Source organism: Rathayibacter sp. AY1B5, from assembly GCF_002932795.1.
In the GTDB taxonomy this organism is placed as follows: domain Bacteria; phylum Actinomycetota; class Actinomycetes; order Actinomycetales; family Microbacteriaceae; genus Rathayibacter.
In genome coordinates this window covers 39,190-62,615 of sequence record NZ_PSWM01000018.1, presented here as the reverse complement: position 1 = coordinate 62,615, position 23,426 = coordinate 39,190, and the positions used below count along the sequence as shown (strand labels likewise).

The following is a 23,426-nucleotide window of genomic DNA, read 5'->3' as shown; positions in this document are numbered from 1 at the left end:
ACCCAGGGAGCCCGCACCATGCCCAAGAAGCAGCACTTCGACACCCGCGCCATCCACGCCGGCCAGGAGTTCGATCCGACCACCGGCGCGGTCGTGCCGCCCGTCTACATGACCTCCACGTTCGTCCAGGACGGCATCGGCGGGCTCCGGGGCGGCTACGAGTACGCCCGTTCCGCGAACCCGACGCGCGACTCGCTCCAGGAGCTCATCGCGTCGCTCGAGGGTGCCGACGTCGCCTACTCCTTCTCCTCCGGCCTCGCCGCCGAGGACACCCTGCTGCGCGCCGCTCTCGCGCCCGGCGACCACGTCGTCCTGGGCAACGACGCGTACGGCGGCAGCCACCGCCTGATCGACCGGGTGCACAGCGCCTGGGGCGTGCGCAACACGGCCGTCGACATGTCGAACCTCCGCGAGGTGCAGCGGGCGATCGTCCCCGGCGAGACGAAGATGCTCTGGGTCGAGACCCCGTCCAACCCGCTGATGACCATCAGCGACATCGCCGAGCTCGCCGACCTGGCCCACGCGCACGACCTGATCGTCGTCGTCGACAACACCTTCGCCTCCTCCGCCCTGCAGCAGCCGCTGGCCCTCGGTGCCGACGTGGTCGTGCACTCGACCACGAAGTACCTCGGGGGCCACTCGGACGTCGTCGGCGGCGCACTCGCCCTGCGCTCGGGTCCGCTGGCCGAGAAGATCGCGTTCCTGCAGTTCGCGGTCGGTGCGATCTCGGGCCCGATGGACGCGTGGCTCACGGTCCGCGGCATCAAGACCCTCGGGGTGCGGATGGAGCGCCACTCCATCAACGCGCAGGCGGTCGCCGAGTTCCTCGTCGAGCACCCGGCGGTGACGGCGGTGCACTACCCGGGCCTGCCCTCGCACCCCGGCCACGAGCTGGCGAAGCGCCAGATGTCGCGGTTCGGCGGGATGCTCTCGCTCGAGCTCGCGACGCCGCGCGCGGCCCGGAAGTTCGCCGAGTCGACCGAGCTGTTCCAGCTCGCGGAGTCGCTGGGCGGTGTCGAGTCGCTGATCGGCTATCCGAGCGAGATGACGCACGCGTCGGTCAAGGGCACGCCGCTCGAGGTCTCGGAGTCGCTGGTGCGGCTCTCGGTGGGTCTCGAGGACTCGTCCGACCTGATCGCGGACCTGTCGGCGGCGCTGCCGAAGAAGTAGGGCGCGAACGCCGCCCCGCGGGGCGGTATCTCGATGGTGCGCCTGATCCTGCCACTGCGAGGATCGGGCGCATGACCTCTCCGCGCCGCTTCGTCGACCTCAGCCACACCGTCTCCGACGGGCTGGTGACCTACCCGGGCCTGCCCTCGCCGCGCATCCGGCCGCATCTCACCCGGGAGGCGTCCCGCGCGTCCTACGCGCCCGGCACCGAGTTCGCGATGGACGTCATCGAGATGATCGGCAACACGGGCACCTACCTCGACAGCCCGTTCCACCGCTACGAGGGCGGAGCCGACCTCGCCGCGCTCCGCCTCGAGACCCTGGTCGATCTGCCGGCGGTCGTGATCGACGCGTCCGGCGCCTCCGAACGGGGCATCGGGGCGGACGCGGTCGCGGGGCTCGACGTCCGCGGCGCCGCCGTCCTACTCCGCACCGGCTGGGACGTGCACTTCGCCACGCCCGGGTACGGCACCGGCGCCCCCTTCCTCAGCGGCGCGGCGGCGGAGGCGCTCGTCGCCGGCGGCGCGGCGCTGGTCGGCATCGACTCGGTCAACATCGACGACACGGAGTCGGCCGGATCGCGGCCCGCGCACTCGGCCCTCCTCGCCGCGGGAGTGCACGTCGTCGAGCACCTCACCGGCCTGGACGGTCTGCCCGCGACAGGGGCGCGCTTCACCGCCGTGCCGCCGAAGGTGCGGAGCTTCGGGACCTTCCCGGTGCGGGCCTTCGCGGTCGTCGACGAGCCCTGACCGGCGCAGGGCGCCCGGGAGCGTCCGGCTAACCTGGACCGATGCATCCCGCTCTCGCCGCCGTCGGCCGGCGCGTCCGGCCCCGTACGCGCCTCGCGGCGCTGGGCCGCCGCGTCCGCCCCCGCACGCGGCTGCGCTCCGCGGCCCGGGTCGTCCGCACCGCCCCGCAACGCCTCTCGGAGCGCCGCGCCGCCGTGATCGCCGCCCGGCCGATCGACCACCCCTCGCCCGCGCTCCGGCGCGAGCTGCTGCTGCTCGCGCTGGCCAACCGCTTCTCCCGCCGCTCCGCGGTCGATCCGGCGGGCGAGGTCGTGGTGACGATGACCACGCACGGCGAGCGGCTGCAGCGGGTCCACGTGGCGCTCGAGTCGATCGCCCGCGGCGACGCCCGGCCCGCGCGCCTGGTGCTCTGGCTCGACGACCCGGCCCTGCACGCCGACCTGCCCGCGCCGCTGCGCCGCCTCCGCCGCCGCGGCGTCGAGATCCGCCTGGTCGACGGCTACCGCGTGCACACGAAGTACTACCCGCACCTGCTCTCGGGCCGGGCGGGGGAGCGCGACCTCGTCACCTCGGACGACGACATCGTGTACCCGCGCACCTGGCTGAAGGGCCTGCTCGGCGCCCGCTCGCGCTATCCCCGCGAGACCGTGCTCTGCTACCGCGCCCACCGGGTGGGGATCGTCGACGGCGCGGTCGCTCCGTACACGAGCTGGACCCCGGTCGCGGACACGCGCGCATCGTCCGACGTCTTCGGCACCTCCGTCTCCGGGCAGCTGCTGCCCGCCCCGCTCCTCGGCGAGATCGCCGCTCACGGGGACGCGTTCCGCGAGATCGCCCCGGACGCCGACGACATCTGGCTGCACGTGCGAGCCGTCGACGCCGGCTACCGGATCGCGCAGATCGAGCCCCGCGCCCAGCTGTTCCCGTTCGTGCCGCGCACCCAGCAGTCCGGGCTCTACCTCGTCAACTACTGGGACGGCGGCAACGACCGCCAGGCCCGCGCGGCCTACACGCCCGAGGTGACGGCGCGGATCGCGGCCGACGCCTCCGCGCGAGGGGAGATGCCCTGATGCGCCTGCTGTTCGTGAGCAACCTCTACCCGCCGCAGGTGCTCGGCGGGTACGAGATGACCTGTGCACGCGTCGCGGAGGCGATGGCCGCCCGCGGCCACACCGTGCGGGTGCTGACCACGCCGACGTACCTGCCGCCGGAGCCCTCCGGCGTCGAGGTGCACCGCACGCTGAGCCTGCGCACCTACTTCCCGCTGCCGCAGACGGGCGGCGAGATCGCTCAGCTGATGCACTACGAGAGCGCCGTCTCGCGATTCGAGAACACCCGCATCCTGCTCGAGGAGCTGCGGGACTTCGCACCGACCCACGTGGTGGCCTTCAACCTGCTCGGGATCGGCGGCCTCGCGCTGATCGACCTCCTGCGAGCGGTGGAGGCCCCGTGGATGTGGAACCTCGGCGACCGCATCCCGAACGCCCTGGTCGACGGGCTGCCGGAGCGCGTGCTCCGCGTCTACGGCGCCCAGGCCCCCGACCACTTCGACCGCGGCGAGATCGTCGCTGTCAGCCGCTCGCTCGTCGACGCGATCGAGGCCGGCGGGCTGAGCCTGGGCGAGGTCGAGGTGATCGGACGCGGAGTGTCCGTTCCCCCCGACACCGCCGAGCCGCGGCGCTACCGCGAGGGCGGGACGACCCGGTTCACCTTCGCCGCGTCGCTCGGCGAGCACAAGGGCGTCGGGCTGGTACTGGAGGCGGCGGCGTCTCTCGCGGAGGAGACCCGCGACTTCCGCGTGGACCTCTACGGCGACGGAGACGTGGACGGCTGGCGTGCGCGGGCGCACGAGGCGGGCCTGGCCGGCCTCGTCGAGTTCCACGGAGCGACTCCGCACGCCGAGGTGCTCGCGGCGCACGGCCGGGCCGACGCGTTCCTCTTCCCGACCTGGGCCGGAGAGGCGTTCGGCGTCGCGCCGGTCGAGGCCGCCGCGGCGGGCGCCGTGCCGATCGTGACGGCGGCCAGCGGAGTCGCGGAGTTCCTCATCGACGGGGTCGACTGCATCAAGATCACCCGCTCCGCCCCGGCGCTCCTCGAGGCGATGCGGGACGTGGTCAGCGGGGCGGTGGACCTCGAGGCGCTCGGCCGCCGCGGTCGGGAGGCGGCACGCGGCCCGCTCTCCTTCGAGCGCTCTGTCGAGCTGATCGAGGCCTCGCTCGAGCGCCGCTCCCGGCCGGGCCTCGCCGACCGCCTCGCCGACACCACCCTCGAGGCCGACATCATGGACAAGGATCTGCGAGCGATGGACGTGCTCCACCGCCGCTTCTCCGGACGGGACCACGACGATGACCAGTGACCACGACTTCCTCCAGGACCCGGGCTCCGCGCCCACCCGGTTCGGCCGCGGCGGCGCCGTGCTCCGCGACGCGGTGCACCGTCTGGTCGCCCCCTGGTTCGAGCAGGCGCGGCTGCGCACGGAGGAGCTGCGCGCCGAGACGGCGGCCCTGCGCGACGAGGTGGCCGGGCTCCGCGGCGAGCTGAGCGCGGTGCAGGGCGACGTCTCCGTGCTGCGGGACGAGTCGGCGGGCCTCCGGGCGGCGCTGGACGAGCTCAGCGCGTCGGTCGCGGCCGAGCGCGTCTCGTCCGAGGCGGCGGGTGCGGCGGCCGCCGAGCAGGCCGCGGACGCGGCAGCGGCTCTCGACGAACGTGTCCGCGGGACCGAGCTCGAGCTGCGCGCGGTCACCCGGCGCGTCGCGGAGGCGCTCGACCGCTGAGGCGGCGAGGCCCGGTACCGGCGGCGATCAGGCGGGGACCGCCGTCCGCGCGAGCAGCTCGGCGATGCGCCCGGTGCAGCCGCCGCAGCCCGTGCCGGCGCGGGTCGCCCGCCCGACGCAGGCGACCGTCCCGTGCCCCGCGGCAGCCGCATCCGTGATCACCGCCGCCGTCACACCGTTGCACCAGCAGACCGTGGCATCGGGGGCGAACGGATCGCCGGTCGCGGCGGCACCCGCATCGGGGGCGTCCAGACGCAGCAGGCTCGTCCGGTCCGCCGGCAGCTCCGAGCCCCGCTCGAAGAGGAGGCTGAGCTCGGCGCCGACCCGGGGCAGACCCACCGAGACGAACCCGCGCAGCACTCCTCCTGCGGTCACGAGCTTGGCGTAGCCGCCGCGGGCGGGGTCAGCCCACAGGGTCACCTCGAGGTGCTCCTCGCCAGGGCGGTGCGGGTCCCACGGCTCCGGGGCCACGTCGCCTCCTGCCACGAGGTCGACGCCCTCGGCCTTCAGCATCACGACCGCCGGTCGGGCGTCGGAGACGCGCTCCTCGGCGCAGCGGCCCTCCGCCTCCGCCCGGATCCGTGCCGCGAGCCGATCCGCCTGCTCCCATCCCGGACCGATCAGTCCGCTCGGTCCGCCGGGCACGCGGCCGTCGGGCAGGGCCGAGCCGCGGGGGGCGACGTGCGCGCAGTCTCCGATCGCGAAGACGTCCGGGTCGCTCCAGCTGCGCAGCTGCTCATCGACCAGGATCCCCGTCGAGACGGCGAGCTCCGCGCCCGCAGCCAGCTCGACCCGCGCACCGACACCGCACGAGAGCACCAGCAGATCCCCCTCGATCTGCTTGCCGTCAGCGCAGACGAGCGCCTGGAAGTGCGCACGGCCGCGGTCGTCGTGCGCGAGCAGGACGCTCTCGGACCGGGCGTGCGCCACCATCTCGACGCCGGCCGCGCGGGCGGCCGCGGCGAGCATCCGGCCCCCGCCCGTGTCGAGATTGCGGGCCATCGGGATGTCCCCGTGGAAGACGACCACCACCTCCGCGCCCTGCTCCGCGGCGGCGAGGGCGAACTCGATCCCGAGCACTCCCGCCCCGAGCACGACGAGGCGAGCGCCGGAGCGCACGGCCTCGCGGACCACCCGGGCGTCGGCCAGGTCGCGCAGCGCCACCACCTGCTCCGGGAGGGGCCGGGAGCCCGTGTCGAGCGAGCCCGGATCGGCGGCGCGCACCGTCCGTTCGCGTCGGGCCCGTTCCATCCCGGCGAGGGTCGGCACGTTCGCGCGGGCACCGGTCGCCAGGACGAGGCGATCGTAAGGCAGCCGCTCACCGTCGTGCAGCCGCACGACGTTCCGCGCGCGATCGATCCCCACGACGGCCGCTCCCAGGCGCAGGACGACGCCCGCCGCCTCCGCCGCCGTCCGGTCGCCGAGGTCGAGGCGCTCGCGCGTCGCCCGGCCGACGGCGTACTCCGCGAGCAGGACGCGGTTGTAGGGGTCGTCGCTCTCGGCGCCGACGACCGTTAGAGCGACCAGACCGGTCCGCACGGCCGGCAGCAGCTCCTCGACGAAGCGCGAGCCGACGGGTCCGTAGCCGATCAGGACGATCCGCTCGGGAGGTGTCTCAGGCATGTGCCGTCCCTTCCGCGCGGACCCAGACCCGCGTGCGCTTGAACTCGGGCATCGACGACACCGGGTCCACGACGGCCTCGGTGAGGAGGTTCGCGCACTGCTCACCCGCGTAGTGGAAGGGCAGGAACACCGTGTCGTGCCGGATGTCCGCGGTGACGCTCGCGCGGGCGCGGACCACGCCGCGCTCGTTCCCGATCGCCACAGGTGCTCCGTCGCGGACGCCGAGCCGGGAGGCGGTCGCCGGGTGGATCTCGAGCCGCGCCTCGGGGCGGGCCGCATCGAGCTCCGCGACCCGCCGGGTCTGGGTGCCCGACTGGTACTGCTGGAGGTAGCGGCCGGTCACCAGGGTCAGCTCCTCGCCGCGGTCCACGACGACGGGGACGGCGGGGATGACGGCGACCAGGCGCGCCCGGCCGTCGGGGTGCCCGAAGCGCTCCGCGAAGAGGCGCGGCGTCCCCGTGCCGCCCGCGGGGTAAGGCCAGTGGGCGGCGATCCCGGTGTCGAGCAGGGCGTGCGAGAGGCCGGAGTAGTCGGCCACGCCTCCCGCGGACGCGCGGGCCAGCTCGTCGAACACCTCCGAGGGGACCGTCGACCAGCGCGAGGGGGCGTCGAGACGGCGCGCCAGCTCGCTCATGATCCAGAGCTCGCTGCGCACTCCTGCCGGCGGGTCGATCGCCCGGCGGCGGCGGAGCACCCGGCCCTCGAGCGAGGTCATCGTGCCCTCCTCCTCCGCCCACTGCGGCACCGGGAGCACCACATCGGCCAGCGCGGCGGTCTCGGAGAGGAAGAAGTCGCAGACGACCAGCGTGTCCAGGGCCTCGAGCCCGGCGCGGACGGCGTCGGCGTCCGGGGCCGAGACGACCACGTTGGAGCCGTGCACCAGCAGGCAGTGCACGGAGCGTCCGAGTTCGGCGAGCAGGGCGGTGGCGGGCAGCCCCGGGCCCGGGATCGATTCGGGCGTCACGTCCCAGACGGCGGCGACGTGGCGCCGCGCCTCCGGATCGCGGATGGAGCGGTACCCCGGGAGCTGATCGGCCTTCTGGCCGTGCTCGCGTCCGCCCTGGCCGTTGCCCTGACCGGTGAGCGTGCCGTACCCCGACCCCTCGCGGCCCACCAGGCCGAGCACGAGAGCGAGGTTGATCGCGGCGGTCGCGGTGTCGGTGCCGTCGATGTGCTGCTCGACCCCGCGGCCGGTCAGCACGAACGACCGCCCCTCGGCGAGCCGGCGCGCGAGGGAGCGGAGGAGCGAGGTCGGCACGCCCGTGACCGCGGAGGTGCGCTCCGGCCACCACGCCGAGACGCTGCGGCGCACCGCCTCGGCGCCGGTCGTGCGCGCGGCGAGGTAGGCGGTGTCGGCGAGGCCCTCGGCGAAGACCAGGTGGGTCAGCCCGAGCAGGAGCGGCAGATCCGTCCCGGGGGCGGGCTGCAGATGCGTGCCGGCGCCGTCCTCTGTCAGCCGGGCGGTGGCCGAGCGGCGCGGGTCGACGACCACCAGGCCGCCCCGCGAGCGGGCACCGGCGAAGTGGGCGAGCAGCGGCGGCATCGTCGCCGCGACGTTCGAGCCCAGGAGCAGGATCGTGTCGGCGTCGTCGAGGTCGGACACCGGGAACGGCAGTCCGCGATCGACGCCGAAGGCGCGGTTGCCGGCCGCCGCGGCTGAGGACATGCAGAAGCGGCCGTTGTAGTCGATCCGGGAGGTGCCGAGAGCGATCCGAGCGAACTTCCCGAGCTGGTAGGCCTTCTCATTGGTGAGGCCCCCGCCGCCGAAGACGGCCACCGCGTCGGCGCCGTGCCGCGCCCGGACGCCGCGCACCGCTCCGGCGACCGCGTCGAGCGCCTCCTCCCACGACGCCTCCGCGAGGACGCCGTCGGCACCGCGCAGCAGCGGGGAGACCAGGCGCTGTCCGCTCGCCAGCAGCTCGGCGGAGGTCCAGCCCTTCGCGCAGAGCCCGCCCCGGTTCGTCGGGAACTCCCTCCCCTCGACCGCAACGGGTACGGGGCCCGTCGCGGGTGTCAGCGTCATCGCGCACTGCAGGGCGCAGTAGGGGCAGTGGGAATCGATCGGGGCGGGGGCGCTCATCGTCAGATCCGGGTCCCCGTCTTCGCGGCGAGGCGGAGGTAGACGCCGGCGGTGATCGCGAGCATCACCGCGTAGGCGCCGACGAACCAGCCCAGCGCCGTCGTGTAGTCGCCGAACTCGGTCTTGGAGAAGCCGAGCAGCTGGGGGATCACGAAGCCGCCGTAGGCGCCGATCGCCGAGATCAGGCCGAGCGCCGCGGCGGACGTGCGCTGGGCGCCGATGCCGTCGTCACCGCGCTGGCGGGCGCGGAGGGCGAACACCGTGGGGATCATGCGGTAGGTCGCGCCGTTGCCGATGCCGGCCGCCGAGAAGAGCACGAGGAAGCAGGCGAGGAAGAGCCAGAAGCTGCCGAGCGGCAGCGTCGCGATCACGCCGAGGATCCCGGCGCCCATGGCGACGAAGGCGAGGACCGTGACAGGCGCTCCGCCGAAGCGGTCGGCCAGACGGCCGCCGGAGGGGCGGGACAGCGAGCCCACCAGGGAGCCGAGGAACGCGAGGCCGACCGTCGCCGAGCCGACGGCGAAGCCGGAGAACTCGGGGAAGGTGTCGGCGATGAGCTTCGGGAACACGCCGGCGAATCCGATGAAGGACCCGAAGGTGCCGATGTAGAGCACGGCCAGCAGCCAGAGGTGCGGCTCGCGGAGCGCGGCGAGGGAGGCGGCGACGTCGGACTTCGCGGTCGAGAGGTTGTCCATGCGCTTGGCGGCGCCGATCATCGCCACGACGATCAGGGGGACCCAGAGGAAGCCGGCGATCGGCAGGTTCAGCGTGGCCGCGGCGCCGACGGTGATCGCGATCGGCACGACGAGCTGCGCGACGGAGGCGCCCAGGTTGCCGCCCGCGGCGTTGAGCCCCAGAGCCCAGCCCTTCTGCGCATGCGGGTAGAAGAAGGTGATGTTCGCCATCGAACTGGCGAAGTTGCCGCCACCGAAGCCGGCGAGCGCGGCCACCAGGAGCATGACGCCGAACGGGGTCTCCGGATTCGAGACCGCGATGCCGAGTCCGACGCTGGGGATCAGCAGGAGGCCCGCCGACACGATCGTCCAGTTGCGGCCGCCGAAGCGGGGGACCATGAACGTGTACGGGATCCGCAGGGTGGCGCCGACGAGGCTCGGCATCGAGATGAGCCAGAAGATCTGCCCGGTGTCGAAGGCGAATCCGGCCGCCGGCAGCGAGACGACCACGACCGACCAGAGCTGCCAGACGACGAAGCCGAGGAACTCGGCGAAGATCGACCACCTCAGGTTGCGGGCGGCGACGGAGCGTCCCTCCGCCTCCCACTGGGCGGGGTCGTCGGGGTTCCAGCCGTCGATCCAGCGGCCAGGCCGTCGGATGATGCCGGTGGAAGCGGCGGCGGTCGTGGGGGCGGTGGTCGGGGGTGCAGCAGTCATCGTGGTCCTCCGGAGGGTGGGTGGCGCGCGCGAGGGCGCGCTCGGGACGGGGAGGTGGAGCGGTGGTGGTGCGGGGAGGAGGCGTCAGGCGTTGCGCCCGAACAGCTCCGAGACGATGTCGACCAGCTCGCGGGCGGGCGGATCGACGGCGGTGAGGAGGGGGGCGGAGGCGAGGTCGGCCCCCGCGGAGGCGGCCAGGCCGGCGAAGTAGCCGGGCGCGAGCAGGTAGGTGGCTACCACGACGCGCGCGCCGGGGTGGGCGGTGCGCTCGGCGGCGACCGTCTCCGCGACCCGCGGCTCAGCGGCCGAGATGAACGAGGTGCTCACCTCGCGGCCGAGCTCGGCGGCGAGGAGGCGGCCGGTGGTCCAGCAGTCCGCGACGGCGCCGGCGTCGCTCGAGCCGGCGGCGGCGAGCACGACGCGGTCGCCGTCGTCGAGCCCCGCCTCGTGGAGCCGGCGGGCGAGCACGCGCGCCAGGCGGGGATCGGGTCCGAGCGCGCCCGACACCCGCACCGGCCGCTCCGCCTCCGCCGCGGCCTCGGCGAGGTCGACGTGCACGTGGTAGCCGGCCGAGAGCAGCAGCGGCACGACCACCACCGGCCGGCCCGGCTCGAGAGCGCCCAGGGTCGCGGGGACGTCGGGCTGCTGCACGTCGACGAAGGAGTCGAGCACGTCCAGCGCCGGGTTGGCCCGGCGGACCGCATCGACCAGTGCGGCGACGGCACGCCTCCCGTCGTCATCGGAGGTTCCGTGGGACGCGGCGACCAGAGCGGTCCGCTGGGCGACCTCGATCCTCCCCTCCCTCTGGCGCACCTGCCAGGTGGCGAGGTGCAGCTCCGCTCGTGTGAAGCAGGCGCCGGTCTCGAGGTCGAAGACGTCCTTGTGCAGGGGCGAGGCGATCGTGGGCCGCTGCACGCCGTCGACCAGACGCGAGCCGACGATGCCGCGCGAGAGCACGGCCGCGCCGGTCGCGGGGTCGAGGTTCGAGACGGCCCGCACCCGCCCGTCGGGCAGGAGGAACAGGGCGAGCTGCACACCGCCGACCAGGGCGGCCTCGCCCCAGAGCGGCTCGAGGTCGCCGACGGCGCAGACCGGCACCCAGGTGGTGGCGGTCGTGGGGGCGAGCCGATCGAGGAGGGTCATCGCTGCGCCTTCTTCCTGCACGTGGGCCACCGCGTCCGGTCGGTCGCGATGAGGCAACGGTAGGGATCGCGCGTTTCGTGCGAGCACGCCTCCGGTGTCACGGGCGTAACGAAGCCCTCACGGCCGGCGGCGCTCGCCGAGAGGCGCGCGTCACACGCTGTTACACCGGGGCAACGACGGGGAAACGGACCGTCCCTACGGTGGACGTCATGACTCCTGGAGCGAACACCGCCGCCCGGCCCCGACGCGTGCTCGTCGTCGGAGCGGGACCCGCCGCGCACCGCCTGGTCGACGCGCTCGTCACCCGGGCCGGCGACGAGGCGCTGGAGATCACCGTCCTCGGCGAGGAGGTGCACCGTCCCTACGACCGCGTCGCACTCTCGAAGCGCCTCGACGGCGAGCACGACCTGACTCTGGGCGACGGCGCTCTGTGGGAGTCGGCGCGGCTGATCACCTCCTCCCGCGTCGTCGCGATCGATCCCGACCGCCTGCGCGTCGAGCTCGCGGACGGCCGCTCCCTCGAGGGCGACGAGATCGTCCTCGCGACCGGCTCCTCCGCCACGGTCCCGCCGATCGAGGGCGCTGAGCACGGCCGCGTCTACCGCACGCTCGAGGACGTGGACGGGCTCGTCGCCGAGCTCGCCGCGTTCCGCGCCCGGCGCGGCCGCCCCGCGATCGTGGCCGTGGTCGGCGGCGGTCTGCTCGGCCTCGAGGCGGCGGGAGGCGCGCACCGGCTCGGTGCGCGCACCTCCCTCGTCCACTCCGGCCGCTGGCTGATGAGCGCGCAGCTCGACGAGGGCGCCGGGCAGGCCCTCGGCCGCATCATCTCGGCGCAGGGGATCGCGCTGCACCTCCGCAACCGGCCCACCGCGATCCTCACCTCGCCGACCGGGACGGTGCTCGGCGTCGCGCTGACCGACGGCAGCAGCATCAGCGCCGATCTCGTGGTCTTCTCCATCGGGATCACGGCGCGCGACGAGCTCGCCCGAGCGGTCGGGATCGAGGTCGCACCGCGCGGAGGCGTGGTCGTCGACGAGGCGTGCCGCACCAGCAGGGCGGGAGTCTGGGCCATCGGCGAGGTCGCCGCGATCGACGGCCGCACCGTCGGGCTCGTCGCACCCGCCAACGCGATGGCGGAGGTGGTCGCCGACCGGATCCTCGGCGGCGACGCGACCTTCCCGGGCGTCGACGACGCCACCAAGCTCAAGCTCTCGGGCGTGGAGGTCGCCAGCTTCGGCGACGCCCTCGGCACCACGGAGGGAGCGCTCGAGGTCGTCTACGCCGATCCGGCCCGCGGTCTCTACCAGAAGGTCGTCGTCTCGGACGATGCGCGCACGCTGCTCGGCGGGATGTTCGTCGGCGACGCGGGCCCCTACTCCTCCCTCCGCCCGCTGCTGGGGCGCGAGCTGCCGGCCGAGCCCGGCGCCTACCTCGCGGCGGCGGGGGCGGAGGCGCCCTCGGGCGATCTTCCGGACGACGCCCAGGTCTGCTCGTGCAACAACGTCTCGGTCGGCGAGGTCCGCCACGCGATCGGCGAGGGGTGCACCGAGCTCGGGCCGCTCAAGGCCTGCACCCGCGCGGGCACCCAGTGCGGATCGTGCGTGCCCCTGGTGAAGAAGCTGCTCGACACGGAGCTGATCCGTGCGGGCGTCGAGGTCTCCCGCGCCCTCTGCGAGCACGTGGCGCTCAGCCGCAGCGAGCTGTTCGAGTCGGTCCGCATCCTCGGGCTGCACTCGGCCGAGCAGGTGATGGAGCGCTTCGGCTCCGGGCTGGGCTGCGACGTCTGCAAGCCGGTGATCGCCTCCGTCCTCGCCACCCAGACGAACGCCTACATCCTCGACGGCGGCCAGGCGCCGCTGCAGGACACCAACGACCGCGCCCTGGCCAACATGCAGAAGGACGGCACCTACTCCGTCGTCCCGCGGATCCCCGGGGGCGAGATCACGCCGGCGAAGCTCAAGGTGATCGCCGAGGTCGCCGAGCAGTACGGCCTCTACACGAAGATCACCGGCGGGCAGCGGATCGACATGTTCGGCGCCCGCCTCGAGCAGCTGCCCGAGATCTGGCGCCTCCTCGTCGACGCGGGCTTCGAGTCGGGTCAGGCGTACGGCAAGTCGCTGCGCACGGTCAAGTCGTGCGTCGGATCGACCTGGTGCCGCTTCGGAGTCCAGGACGCGGTCGGGATGGCGGTCTTCCTCGAGGAGCGGTACCGGGGTCTTCGCTCGCCGCACAAGTTCAAGCTCGGGGTCAGCGGCTGCGCCCGCGAGTGCGCCGAGGCGCGGGGGAAGGACATCGGCGTCATCGCGAGCGACCTCGGCTGGAACCTCTACGTCGGCGGCAACGGCGGCTACCAGCCGGCGCACGCCCAGCTGCTGGCACAGGATCTCGACGACGAGACCCTGGTGCGCTACATCGACCGCTACGTCATGTACTACGTGCGCACGGCCGAGCGGCTCCAGCGGACCGCCCGCTGGCAGGAGGAGCTCCCCGGCGGACTCGAGCACGTTCGCGAGGTGGTCTGCGAGGACTCGCTCGGCATCGCCGCCGAGCTGGAGGCCGCCATGGCCACGCACGTCGACACCTACGTCGACGAGTGGGCGGCGACGCTCGCCGATCCGGACCGGCTCCGCCGGTTCCGCTCCTTCGTGAACGCCCCGGACACCGCGGATCCGCGCGTCGCGACCGTGCGCGAGCGCGGGCAGGTCCGGCCCGCAGGCCGGGACGAGAGACCGGACGGACCCGTGCTGGTCGCGGGGCCGAGGATCCCCGTCGGTCCGGCCGGGATCGGATCGGACTCGTGATGCAGCTCTCCCTCGACCTCGCCGGACGCCGCGTGCTCGTGATCGGCACCGCCTCCGGGACCCGCCGCGTGGTCGCCCGCTACCGTGCCGCCGGCGCACTCGTCCAGCGGCACGAGGCGGAGGACGCGCTCACCCAGGCGCCCCCGGCCCTGATCGTGTGGGTGGAGGGGCCGGCACCGCTCCGAGCGGCGGCGGCCGACCTCTGCCCCTGGATCGTCGACGAGGCCCCCGCGCCGACCCGGCCGGTCGGGCACGTCAGCATCGTCGGCGGCGGCCCCGGCGATCCGGATCTGATGACCCTCGCCGCCCGCCGCGCCCTCCGCGACGCGGACGTGGTGCTCTACGACCGGCTCGGTCCGCACGAGGGCCTGGCCGAGTGGGCGCCCGGCGCCGAGCTGATCGACGTCGGCAAGACGCCCGGGCATCACGCGGTGCCGCAGCACGAGATCGAGCGGCTGATGATCGTGCGGGCCCTCGCGGGCCTGGACGTCGTGCGCCTGAAGGGCGGCGATCCGTTCGTGTTCGGACGCGGGTCGGAGGAGGTGCGCGCGTGCCGGCTCGCCGGCGTCGGCTCCACGGTCGTCCCCGGAGTGACCAGCGCGATCTCGGTGCCCGCCGCCGCCGGAATCCCGGTCACCCACCGCGAGGTCAGCAGGGCCTTCACCGTGGTCTCGGGCCACGCGCCGTTCAGCGAGGAGGAGCTCGGCCATCTGGCCGGGCTGGGCGGGACGATCGTGGTGCTGATGGGAGTGAACACGCTGCCGCACCTCGTCGCCGGGCTGCAGCGCGCGGGGATGCGCGCCGACATGCCCCTCGCGATCGTCGAGCGGGGCTGGTCGCGCGACCAGCGCACGACGGTCTCCTCGGTCGGCGCAGTGCTCGGCCTGCTCGCCGAGCTGGCACCGCGCTCGCCCGCCGTGATCGTCATCGGCGAGGTGGTCCGGCAGGCCGCGTGCCATGATGCGGGGGACCCCGAGAGCATCGCCCGAGCGGTCGATGCACTGACCGCGTGAGACCCCGAGGGGGCCGAGCATGACCGGCACCGATCCCGACGCCGCCGTGGGGTTCCGACCCGACCAGCTGGACGGCTTCCGCATCGGGGTCACCTCCGACCGCCGCTCCGAGGACCTGATCGCCGCGTTCGAGCGCCGCGGTGCCGCCGTCACACACGCCCCCACCATCCGCATGCGCGGCGTCGACACTGAGGGCGCGCTCGAGGAGGAGACCCGCGCCATCGTCGCCGCCCGCCCCGACGTGCTCCTCGCCACCACCTCCTACGGCCTCCGGCGCTGGCTCGAGGCCGCGGACGCCGCGGGTATCGAGCTGGCCGACGCGCTGTCCTCCGCGCGGATCCTCGTCCGCGGACCCAAGGCGCGCGGAGCGATCCGCGCGGCGGGTCTCGACGACCACGGGATGAGCGAGCGCGAGACGACCACCTCCCTCGTCGACCTGGCCCTGCGCGAGGGCGTCGCCGGCCGCACGATCGCGGTGCAGCTGCACGGATTCACCGATCCGGCTCAGCTGCAGCGTCTCCGCGACGCCGGCGCCCGGGTGCTCACGGCCGCGCCCTACCGCTGGAGCGTGCACGAGGACTCGGCCCGGGTGCTGCGGCTGATCGACGCGGTCTGCGGAGGGGGCATCGACGCCGTCACCTTCACCAGCGCGCCGGCGGTGGAGGCGCTCTTCACGGTCGCGGAGGCCGCGGGCCGCCTCGACGACCTCCAGGCGGCGTTCCGCGAGACGGTGGTCGCCGCCGCCGTCGGCCCCGTGACCGCGGCACCCCTGGTCGAGGCAGGGATCCTCCCGGTCGTGCCGGACCGGTTCCGGATGGGCGCGCTCATCCGCCTGACCTGCGAGCACCTCGAGCAGGCGTCGCCCCGCATCGAGACGGCCTTCGGCACTCTCGAGCTCCGCGGCCGGCACGCCGTCCTGGGCGGGATCCGGGTGGCGCTGACCCCGGTCGCGCTCGCACTGTTCCGGACTCTCGTCGCCGCCGAGGGCGCGACCGTCGCGCGTCACGTCCTCGCGGCCTCCGCGCCGGAGGCTCTGGACGACCACGCGGTCGACGTCGCCGTCAGCCGCCTCCGTCAGGCCCTCCCCGAACCGCGGCTCGTGGCGACGGTGATCAAGCGCGGCTACCGGCTGGCGACTCCGCTCTGAGCGGCGGCGCGGTGCGGCTGCGGCCCTCTCCGCGCCGTCGCGGACGGGCGACCGCTCGAGGCCGCGCCGGGCGCGGTGCCACACTGAGCGCGTGAGCAGGCTGAGGGTCGTCGTCGCGCCCGACTCCTTCAAGGGGTCGGCGAGCGCGGTCGAGGTCGCGCGCGCGATCGCCGAGGGCTGGAGCGCTGCGCGCTCGGGGGACGAGGTCGTCCTCGCACCGATGGCCGACGGGGGAGAGGGCACGGTCGACGCCTTCGCGCTCGCGGTCCCGGGGTCGCTTCGGCTGCCGGTCGTCGTGCCCGGCCCGGACGACCGGCCGGTCCGCGCCTGGTGGCTGCTGCTCCCCGACGGGACCGCCGTCGTCGAGCTCGCCTCCACGAGCGGCATCACGCTGCTCGACCCGCTCCGCCCGCTCACCGCGCACACCCGCGGCTTCGGCCGTGCGATCTCCGCCGCCCTCGACGCGGGGGCGCACGCCCTGCTGCTGGCGATCGGCGGCAGCGCCTCGACCGACGGCGGAGTCGGGGCGCTCCGCGAGCTCGGCGCCCGCTTCACCACCGCCTCCGGCCGCGACCTCGGCGACGGAGGCGGTGCGCTGCCCGCGCTCGCCGCCGCCGACCTCCGCGGGCTCCGTCCTCCGCCGCCCGGAGGCGCGGTCGTGCTCAGCGACGTCACGACCCCGCTGCTCGGCGACTCCGGGGCGGCCCGCGTCTTCGGGCCGCAGAAGGGGGCCGGCCCGGAGGACGTCCTCCTCCTCGAGAGCGGCCTCCGCCGTCTGTCCGCGCATCTGGAGGCGGATCCCGAGGCGCCCGGCTCGGGGGCGGCGGGCGGGACGGGCTTCGGGCTGCTCGCCTGGGGCGCGCGCCCGACCTCCGGCGCCGGCGCCGTCGGACGGGCGATCGGGCTTCCGGCTCTCCTGGCGGGCGCGGACGTCGTGATCACGGGGGAGGGGCGCTTCGACGCGCAGTCCGCCTCGGGCAAGGTCCCTGTGCACGTCCTCGCACTCGCCGAGGCGGTCGGGGCGCGGACGCTCCTCGTCGCCGGGGCGATCGCGGCGCCGACCTCCGGCTTCTCCGCGGCGGCGTCGCTGACCGAGGCGGCGGGCTCCTCGTCCGCGGCCCTCGCGGACCCGCTCCCGCACCTGCGCGCCGTCGCCCGGGAGTGGGCCGCACGGCTGCTCTGACCACTCGCGGTGTCGGTGGTCGGGCGTACCGTCCGGGCATGCCCCGTGATGCGATCCGACCACCACATCGTGTGGTCGGGCCGCCGCGCGGACCCCACCGGTCGGGCATGCCGACACGCCGTGGCGCGTTGTACACAGTGAACGGGATCCTTCTGTCCACACCTGTGGACGGTTCGTCCGGATCCGCGTCCTTCCGCGGTTCCACGGGCTCCGGCCTGTGGATGAACGGGGGAGGAACCGGTGGATAACTACACGGCTGTAACTACTACGTCTAGTGGGCTGACACCGGCCCGCCCCCTATATGTAGTATTGCTGAGCAGGTCGGAGCGAGAGCCCCACCGGCACCCAGAACTCACCCGGACCATCCTCCGACCCCGCCCGCATCGCGAGCCGCCGGTCGGGGAGCGGCACCGGGACACCCCCTCCGAAAGGCGACACCCATGGCTGTGACGGTCTACACCAAGCCCTCCTGCGTCCAGTGCACCGCGACGTACCGCGCCCTCGACAGCAAGGGCATCGACTACGAGGTGTTCGACCTCTCCGTGGACGAGAAGGCCCTCGAGGCCGTCAAGGCCCTCGGCTACCTCCAGGCGCCGGTCGTCATCACGGACGACGATCACTGGTCCGGCTTCCGCCCCGACAAGATCGCGACCCTCTGAGGCGCACGAGCGGCGATCCGCGGCGTTGTCGGCGGGCGCCGTAGCGCCGCTACGGCTTCCTTCTCCGCCTTGCGGCTCACCACCCGTGCACCTCAGAGGCGGGACCGAGACAGCAGCTGACGAGGAGAGGGGCCGGAGGATGAGCGGGCTCGTGTACTTCTCCAGCAGCTCGGGGAACACGCACCGGTTCATCGAGAAGCTCGGACGGCCGGCGCAGCGCATCCCGCTCCACGCCCGCCGCGACGGAGCCGCCCTCGACACGCTCCACGTCCACGAGCCGTACGTGCTCGTCCTCCCCACCTACGGCGGGGGCAACGGCGGAGGGGCGGTCCCCAAGCAGGTCATCCGGTTCCTCAACGATCCGTGCAACCGCTCCCTGATCCGCGGCGTCATCGGCGCCGGCAACACGAACTTCGGCGAGGCGTACTGCCTCGCCGGCGACATCATCGCCCGCAAGTGCGAGGTGCCGCACCTCTATCGATTCGAAGTATTCGGAACACCCGACGACGTCCGCGCCGTCGACGAAGGATTGGACACGTTTTGGACGCAGCAGTGATCGACGCTCCCCGCGACGCCGCACAGATGGACTACCACTCGCTCAACGCGATGCTGAACCTCTACGGCCCGAACGGAGAGATCCAGTTCGACAAGGACCGCGAGGCCGCTCGCGAGTTCTTCCTGCAGCACGTCAACCAGAACACGGTGTTCTTCCACACGCTCAAGGAGCGCCTCGACTACCTGGTCGAGAAGGAGTACTACGAGCAGGCCGTGCTCGACCAGTACTCGTTCGAGTTCATCCAGCAGCTCAACGACCTGGCCTACTCGAAGAAGTTCCGCTTCGCGACCTTCCTCGGCGCGTTCAAGTACTACACCTCGTACACGCTCAAGACGTTCGACGGGAAGCGCTACCTCGAGCGCTTCGAGGACCGCGTCGTGATGACCGCCCTCGGCCTCGCCCAGGGCGACGAGACGCTCGCGACCGCCCTCGTCGAGGAGATCGTCGCCGGCCGCTTCCAGCCCGCGACCCCGACCTTCCTCAACACCGGCAAGGCCCAGCGCGGCGAGCTCGTCTCCTGCTTCCTGCTGCGCATCGAGGACAACATGGAGTCGATCGCCCGCGGCATCAACTCCGCGCTCCAGCTCTCCAAGCGCGGCGGCGGCGTCGCCCTCTCGCTCTCGAACATCCGCGAGGCCGGCGCCCCGATCAAGCAGATCGAGAACCAGTCCTCGGGCATCATCCCCGTGATGAAGCTTCTCGAGGACAGCTTCAGCTACGCCAACCAGCTCGGCGCGCGCCAGGGCGCGGGAGCGGTGTACCTCTCGGCGCACCACCCCGACATCCTCCGCTTCCTCGACACCAAGCGCGAGAACGCCGACGAGAAGATCCGCATCAAGACGCTCTCCCTCGGCGTCGTCGTGCCCGACATCACGTTCGAGCTCGCGAAGAACAACGAGGACATGTACCTCTTCTCGCCCTACGACGTCGAGCGCGTCTACGGCATCCCCTTCGGTGACATCTCCCTCTCGGAGAAGTACCGCGAGATGGTCGACGACCCGCGCATCAAGAAGACCAAGATCTCGGCGCGCGAGTTCTTCCAGACCATCGCCGAGATCCAGTTCGAGTCGGGCTACCCCTACATCGTGTTCGAGGACACGGTGAACCAGGCGAACCCGATCAAGGGCCGCATCAACATGTCCAACCTCTGCTCCGAGATCCTCCAGGTCAACACCCCGACGACCTACAACGAGGACCTCTCCTACGCGCAGATCGGCAAGGACATCTCCTGCAACCTCGGCTCGCTGAACATCGCGCTGACGATGGACTCGCCCGACTTCGGCCGCACCATCGAGACCGCGATCCGCGGCCTCACCTCGGTGTCCGACCAGTCGCACATCACCTCGGTCCGCTCGATCGAGGACGGCAACGACAAGTCGCACGCCATCGGCCTCGGCCAGATGAACCTGCACGGCTACCTCGCCCGCGAGCGGATCCACTACGGATCCGAGGAGGGCATCGACTTCACCAACATCTACTTCTACTCGGTGCTGTTCCACGCCCTGCGCGCCTCCAACAACCTCTCCATCGAGCGCGGCACCACCTTCGAGGGCTTCGCCGACTCGACGTACGCTTCGGGCGCGTTCTTCGACACCTACACGGAGAAGGAGTGGGCGCCGGCCACCGAGCGCGTCGCCCGCCTCTTCGCCGACTCGGGCATCGCGGTCCCCACCCAGGACGACTGGCGCGCGCTCAAGGCCTCGGTCATGGAGCACGGCATCTACAACCAGAACCTGCAGGCCGTCCCGCCGACCGGCTCGATCTCGTACATCAACAACTCGACGTCCTCGATCCACCCGATCGCGTCGAAGATCGAGATCCGCAAGGAGGGCAAGCTCGGCCGCGTCTACTACCCGGCGCCGTTCATGACGAACGACAACCTGGAGTACTACCAGGACGCGTACGAGATCGGCTACGAGAAGATCATCGACACCTACGCCGCGGCCACGCAGCACGTCGACCAGGGCCTCTCGCTCACGCTCTTCTTCAAGGACACCGCGACCACCCGCGACGTGAACCGCGCCCAGATCTACGCCTGGCGCAAGGGCATCAAGACGATCTACTACATCCGCATCCGTCAGCTGGCGCTCGAGGGCACCGAGCTCGACCAGTGCGTCTCGTGCATGCTCTAGAGCACGCCGCCCCACCCCCCTCCGCACGACCCATCCGCAGCAGCGAGAAGGAATCATGACTCCCCCCGAGAAGCTCAAGCTCGTCGACTCCGTCCAGGCGATCAACTGGAACCGGATCCAGGACGACAAGGACGTCGAGGTATGGAACCGCCTCACGAGCAACTTCTGGCTGCCCGAGAAGGTCCCGCTGTCGAACGACATCCAGTCGTGGAACACGCTCACGCACCAGGAGCAGCAGCTCACGATGCGCGTGTTCACCGGCCTCACCCTGCTCGACACCGTGCAGGGCACCGTCGGCGCCGTGTCGCTGATCCCGGACGCGATCACGCCTCACGAGGAGGCCGTCTACACGAACATCGCGTTCATGGAGTCGGTCCACGCCAAGTCGTACTCCTCGGTGTTCTCGACCCTGTCGAACACCCAGGACATCGACGAGGCCTTCCGCTGGTCGATGGAGAACCCGAACCTGCAGAAGAAGGCGTCCATCGTGATGGACTACTACCGCGGCGACGACCCGCTGAAGCGGAAGGTCGCCTCCACGCTGCTGGAGTCGTTCCTCTTCTACTCGGGCTTCTACCTGCCGATGTACTGGTCCTCGCGCGCCAAGCTCACCAACACGGCCGACCTCGTGCGCCTGATCATCCGCGACGAGGCCGTGCACGGCTACTACATCGGCTACAAGTTCCAGAAGGGACTCGAGCGGGTCGACCAGGCCAAGCGCGACGAGATCAAGGACTACACGTTCTCGCTGCTCTACGAGCTCTACGACAACGAGGCGCAGTACACGCAGGACCTCTACGACCAGCTCGGCCTGACCGAGGACGTCAAGAAGTTCCTGCACTACAACGCCAACAAGGCGCTGATGAACCTCGGCTACGAGCCGATGTTCCCCAAGCAGGTCACCGATGTGAACCCCGCGATCCTGTCGGCCCTCTCGCCCAACGCGGACGAGAACCACGACTTCTTCTCGGGCTCCGGCTCCTCCTACGTGATCGGCAAAGCCGTGAACACCGAGGACGAGGACTGGGACTTCTAGGCGTCGACACCACGTCCCGGCCTCCACGGCGAACGGCCCCTCCCCTCGCGGGTGAGGGGCCGTTCCTCGTCTCCGGGCGGCGGTCGGGCGCCGAGACGCCGCACCCGGCGAGACACCGCCCCGTCGGCGAGACGCCGTCCTGCCGGCGGCGCCTCGGGCGGCACGGCAGTGTCTCACCGAAGCTGAACCGGACGCAGGAGCTGGGCCGGAGCGGCTGTCGTGGGCGCTGTCAGAGGGCGAGCCGCATCAGCACGCGCGGGAAGCCGTTCAGCACCGAGGTCGTGTCCGCGGCCTTCTCGAAGCCCGCGCGCTCGAACAGCGAGCGCGTGCCGACGTACGCCATCGTCGGGTCGACCTCCGCGCCGGCGTTGTCGACCGGGTAGCCCTCGATCGCCGGGGCCCCGCGGGCTCGGGCGAACTCGACGGCGCCCTGGAGCAGCGGATGCGAGATGCCGCGCCCGCGGAAGCCGGGCCGCACGCGGAGGCACCACACGCTCCACACGTCGAGGCCGTCCACGTGCGGGATGCGCCGGTTCGTCGCGAAGCTCGTATCGGCCCGGGGGTGCACCGCCGCCCAGCCGACCACCTCGTCGCCGTCGTACGCGACGACGCCCGGAGGCGGATCCTCCGCCACGAGCTCGCGCACCCGGTCCCCGCGCGCCGGCCCCTTCAGCTCGCGGTTCTCCTTCGACGAGAGGAGGCGGTAGCTCAGGCACCAGCACACGTTCGAGTCGGGCTTCTTCGGGCCGACCATCGTCGCGACCTCGTCGAAGACGGTCGCGGGGCGCACCTCGATCGTCATGCCGGAAGCCTTCCACTGCGGGCTCGGGCCGACAAGGTACGCAACCGAGGATGAGAGACGGATCCGGGCGCTCAGCGCACCGCCAGGTCGTCCCGTCCTCGATCGCGCACGCGGACCAGTGACCACTCCGCCGGATGAATGCAACCCCGACCCCCTGTTGGACGGCGCCCAGGCGGGGCGCCTACCGTGGACGAGGTATCCAACGAAGGAGCACTCCCTTGAAGCACGTCCCCCTCGGCACCTCCGGTCTCGACTCCCCGAACGTCGTCCTCGGCCTCATGCGCATCCCCGACATGACCGACGAGGCGATCCGTGGTCTCGTCGGCGCCGCACGCGACTCCGGCATCGACTTCTTCGACCACGCCGACGTCTACGGCAAGATGCTGCACCAGTGCGAGGAGCGCTTCGCCGAGGCGATGGCGCTGACCTCCTCCGAGCGCGAGCAGATCGTGCTGCAGACCAAGGCGGGCATCGTCGGCGACGGCCCGTACTTCGACTTCTCCTACGAGCACCTGATCGCCTCGGTCGAGGGCTCGCTGAAGGCGCTGCGGACCGACTACATCGACGTCCTCCTCCTGCACCGGCCCGACGCGCTCGTCGAGCCCGACGAGGTGGCGCGGGCGTTCGACGAGCTGCACGCGTCCGGCAAGGTGAAGCACTTCGGCGTCTCCAACCAGACGCCGTACCAGATCGAGCTGCTGAAGAAGTCGCTGAACCAGCCGATCGTGGCGAACCAGCTGCAGCTCTCGATCACCCACGCGCCGCTGATCGCGCAGGGCGTCGCCTCGAACATGGTCGGCGAGGACCAGTCCGTCATGCGCGACGCCGGCATCCTCGACTACTGCCGCCTGAACGACATCACCGTGCAGGCGTGGTCGCCCTTCCAGGCCGGGTTCTTCACGGGCGTGTTCCTCGACAACCCGGCGTACCCCGAGCTGAACGCCGCGATCGACCGGCTCGCCGCGAAGTACGACGTCCCGGCGATCGCGGTGGCCACCGCCTGGATCACCCGCCACCCGGCGGGCATGCAGGTCGTGCTCGGCACGACCACCGAGCAGCGCGTGCGCGATGCGGCCCTCGGCTCCGATCTGCCGCTCACGCGGCCGGAGTGGTACGAGCTGTTCCGCGCGGCGGGCTACCTCGTCCCCTAGAGCTCCCACCCCGGAG

At 72.5% G+C, this 23,426-nt stretch carries 19 protein-coding genes; 14 read left to right on the top strand and 5 right to left on the bottom strand.

The window, feature by feature from the left end:
- Positions 1–18: 18 nt before the first annotated feature.
- The 5 genes from C5D44_RS12015 to C5D44_RS11995 all read left to right on the top strand — a co-directional run bounded on the left by C5D44_RS12015 (position 19) and on the right by C5D44_RS11995 (position 4,693).
- On the top strand, positions 19–1,170 hold the full coding sequence (locus C5D44_RS12015; RefSeq protein WP_104276734.1) for a cystathionine gamma-synthase: 1,152 nt from the start codon (positions 19–21) through the stop codon (positions 1,168–1,170).
- 71 nt (positions 1,171–1,241) lie between these two features.
- On the top strand, positions 1,242–1,919 hold the full coding sequence (locus C5D44_RS12010; RefSeq protein ID WP_104281769.1) for a cyclase family protein: 678 nt from the start codon (positions 1,242–1,244) through the stop codon (positions 1,917–1,919).
- A 41-nt stretch (positions 1,920–1,960) separates the two neighbouring features.
- On the top strand, positions 1,961–2,989 hold the full coding sequence (locus tag C5D44_RS12005; protein ID WP_104281768.1) for a glycosyltransferase: 1,029 nt from the start codon (positions 1,961–1,963) through the stop codon (positions 2,987–2,989).
- Positions 2,989–4,275, top strand: a complete 1,287-nt coding sequence (locus C5D44_RS12000) for a glycosyltransferase (RefSeq protein WP_104281767.1) — start codon at positions 2,989–2,991, stop codon at positions 4,273–4,275. The genes C5D44_RS12005 and C5D44_RS12000 overlap by 1 nt, the downstream gene beginning before the upstream one ends.
- On the top strand, positions 4,265–4,693 hold the full coding sequence (locus C5D44_RS11995) for a hypothetical protein (protein ID WP_104281766.1): 429 nt from the start codon (positions 4,265–4,267) through the stop codon (positions 4,691–4,693). Before C5D44_RS12000 ends, C5D44_RS11995 begins: the two co-directional genes overlap by 11 nt.
- 27 nt (positions 4,694–4,720) lie before the next feature.
- Here C5D44_RS11995 and C5D44_RS11990 read toward each other — a convergent pair whose 3' ends face one another.
- The 4 genes from C5D44_RS11990 to nirD form a co-directional block, all read right to left on the bottom strand.
- On the bottom strand, positions 4,721–6,316 hold the full coding sequence (locus C5D44_RS11990) for an NAD(P)/FAD-dependent oxidoreductase (protein WP_104281765.1): 1,596 nt from the start codon (positions 6,314–6,316) through the stop codon (positions 4,721–4,723).
- Positions 6,309–8,396: a molybdopterin oxidoreductase family protein gene (locus C5D44_RS11985; RefSeq protein ID WP_104281764.1), complete on the bottom strand. Its 2,088-nt coding sequence runs from the start codon at positions 8,394–8,396 to the stop codon at positions 6,309–6,311. The genes C5D44_RS11990 and C5D44_RS11985 overlap by 8 nt, the downstream gene beginning before the upstream one ends.
- Positions 8,397–8,398: 2 nt before the next feature.
- The gene (locus tag C5D44_RS11980; protein WP_104281763.1) at positions 8,399–9,787 is read right to left on the bottom strand and encodes an MFS transporter; all 1,389 of its coding nucleotides are present in this window, start codon (positions 9,785–9,787) and stop codon (positions 8,399–8,401) included.
- Positions 9,788–9,871: 84 nt separating this feature from the next.
- Entirely contained in the window at positions 9,872–10,930 is a 1,059-nt protein-coding gene (gene nirD, locus C5D44_RS18655) for a nitrite reductase small subunit NirD (RefSeq protein WP_104281762.1), read from the bottom strand.
- Positions 10,931–11,139: 209 nt separating this feature from the next.
- On the opposite strand from nirD, the gene nirB reads away from it, so the two are divergent.
- The 8 genes from nirB (at position 11,140) to nrdF (ending at position 21,457) form a co-directional block, all read left to right on the top strand.
- The gene (nirB, locus tag C5D44_RS11970) at positions 11,140–13,731 is read left to right on the top strand and encodes a nitrite reductase large subunit NirB (protein WP_104281775.1); all 2,592 of its coding nucleotides are present in this window, start codon (positions 11,140–11,142) and stop codon (positions 13,729–13,731) included.
- The gene (gene cobA / locus C5D44_RS11965) at positions 13,731–14,744 is read left to right on the top strand and encodes a uroporphyrinogen-III C-methyltransferase (RefSeq protein WP_104276753.1); all 1,014 of its coding nucleotides are present in this window, start codon (positions 13,731–13,733) and stop codon (positions 14,742–14,744) included. The genes nirB and cobA overlap by 1 nt, the downstream gene beginning before the upstream one ends.
- Positions 14,745–14,763: 19 nt before the next feature.
- A complete protein-coding gene (locus C5D44_RS11960; RefSeq protein WP_104276725.1) occupies positions 14,764–15,891 on the top strand; it encodes a uroporphyrinogen-III synthase in 1,128 nt (375 codons plus the stop codon).
- 100 nt (positions 15,892–15,991) lie between these two features.
- Positions 15,992–17,074: a glycerate kinase gene (locus tag C5D44_RS11955; RefSeq protein ID WP_104276752.1), complete on the top strand. Its 1,083-nt coding sequence runs from the start codon at positions 15,992–15,994 to the stop codon at positions 17,072–17,074.
- A gap of 440 nt (positions 17,075–17,514) precedes the next feature.
- A complete protein-coding gene (gene nrdH / locus C5D44_RS11950; RefSeq protein ID WP_068255139.1) occupies positions 17,515–17,733 on the top strand; it encodes a glutaredoxin-like protein NrdH in 219 nt (72 codons plus the stop codon).
- A 139-nt stretch (positions 17,734–17,872) separates the two neighbouring features.
- Complete coding sequence (nrdI, locus tag C5D44_RS11945; protein WP_104224357.1) at positions 17,873–18,289, top strand: class Ib ribonucleoside-diphosphate reductase assembly flavoprotein NrdI; 417 nt, start codon at positions 17,873–17,875, stop codon at positions 18,287–18,289.
- Between the two features lie 26 nt (positions 18,290–18,315).
- Positions 18,316–20,421, top strand: coding sequence for a class 1b ribonucleoside-diphosphate reductase subunit alpha (gene nrdE, locus C5D44_RS11940; RefSeq protein ID WP_104281774.1), 2,106 nt, complete (start codon positions 18,316–18,318; stop codon positions 20,419–20,421).
- Between the two features lie 55 nt (positions 20,422–20,476).
- The gene (nrdF, locus tag C5D44_RS11935; RefSeq protein ID WP_104224358.1) at positions 20,477–21,457 is read left to right on the top strand and encodes a class 1b ribonucleoside-diphosphate reductase subunit beta; all 981 of its coding nucleotides are present in this window, start codon (positions 20,477–20,479) and stop codon (positions 21,455–21,457) included.
- Positions 21,458–21,686: 229 nt separating this feature from the next.
- Here the strand turns inward: nrdF and C5D44_RS11930 are convergent, their stop codons facing one another.
- Complete coding sequence (locus C5D44_RS11930) at positions 21,687–22,259, bottom strand: GNAT family N-acetyltransferase (protein WP_104281761.1); 573 nt, start codon at positions 22,257–22,259, stop codon at positions 21,687–21,689.
- Between the two features lie 218 nt (positions 22,260–22,477).
- On the opposite strand from C5D44_RS11930, the gene C5D44_RS11925 reads away from it, so the two are divergent.
- Complete coding sequence (locus C5D44_RS11925) at positions 22,478–23,410, top strand: aldo/keto reductase family oxidoreductase (RefSeq protein ID WP_258065063.1); 933 nt, start codon at positions 22,478–22,480, stop codon at positions 23,408–23,410.
- Positions 23,411–23,426 lie beyond the last annotated feature (16 nt).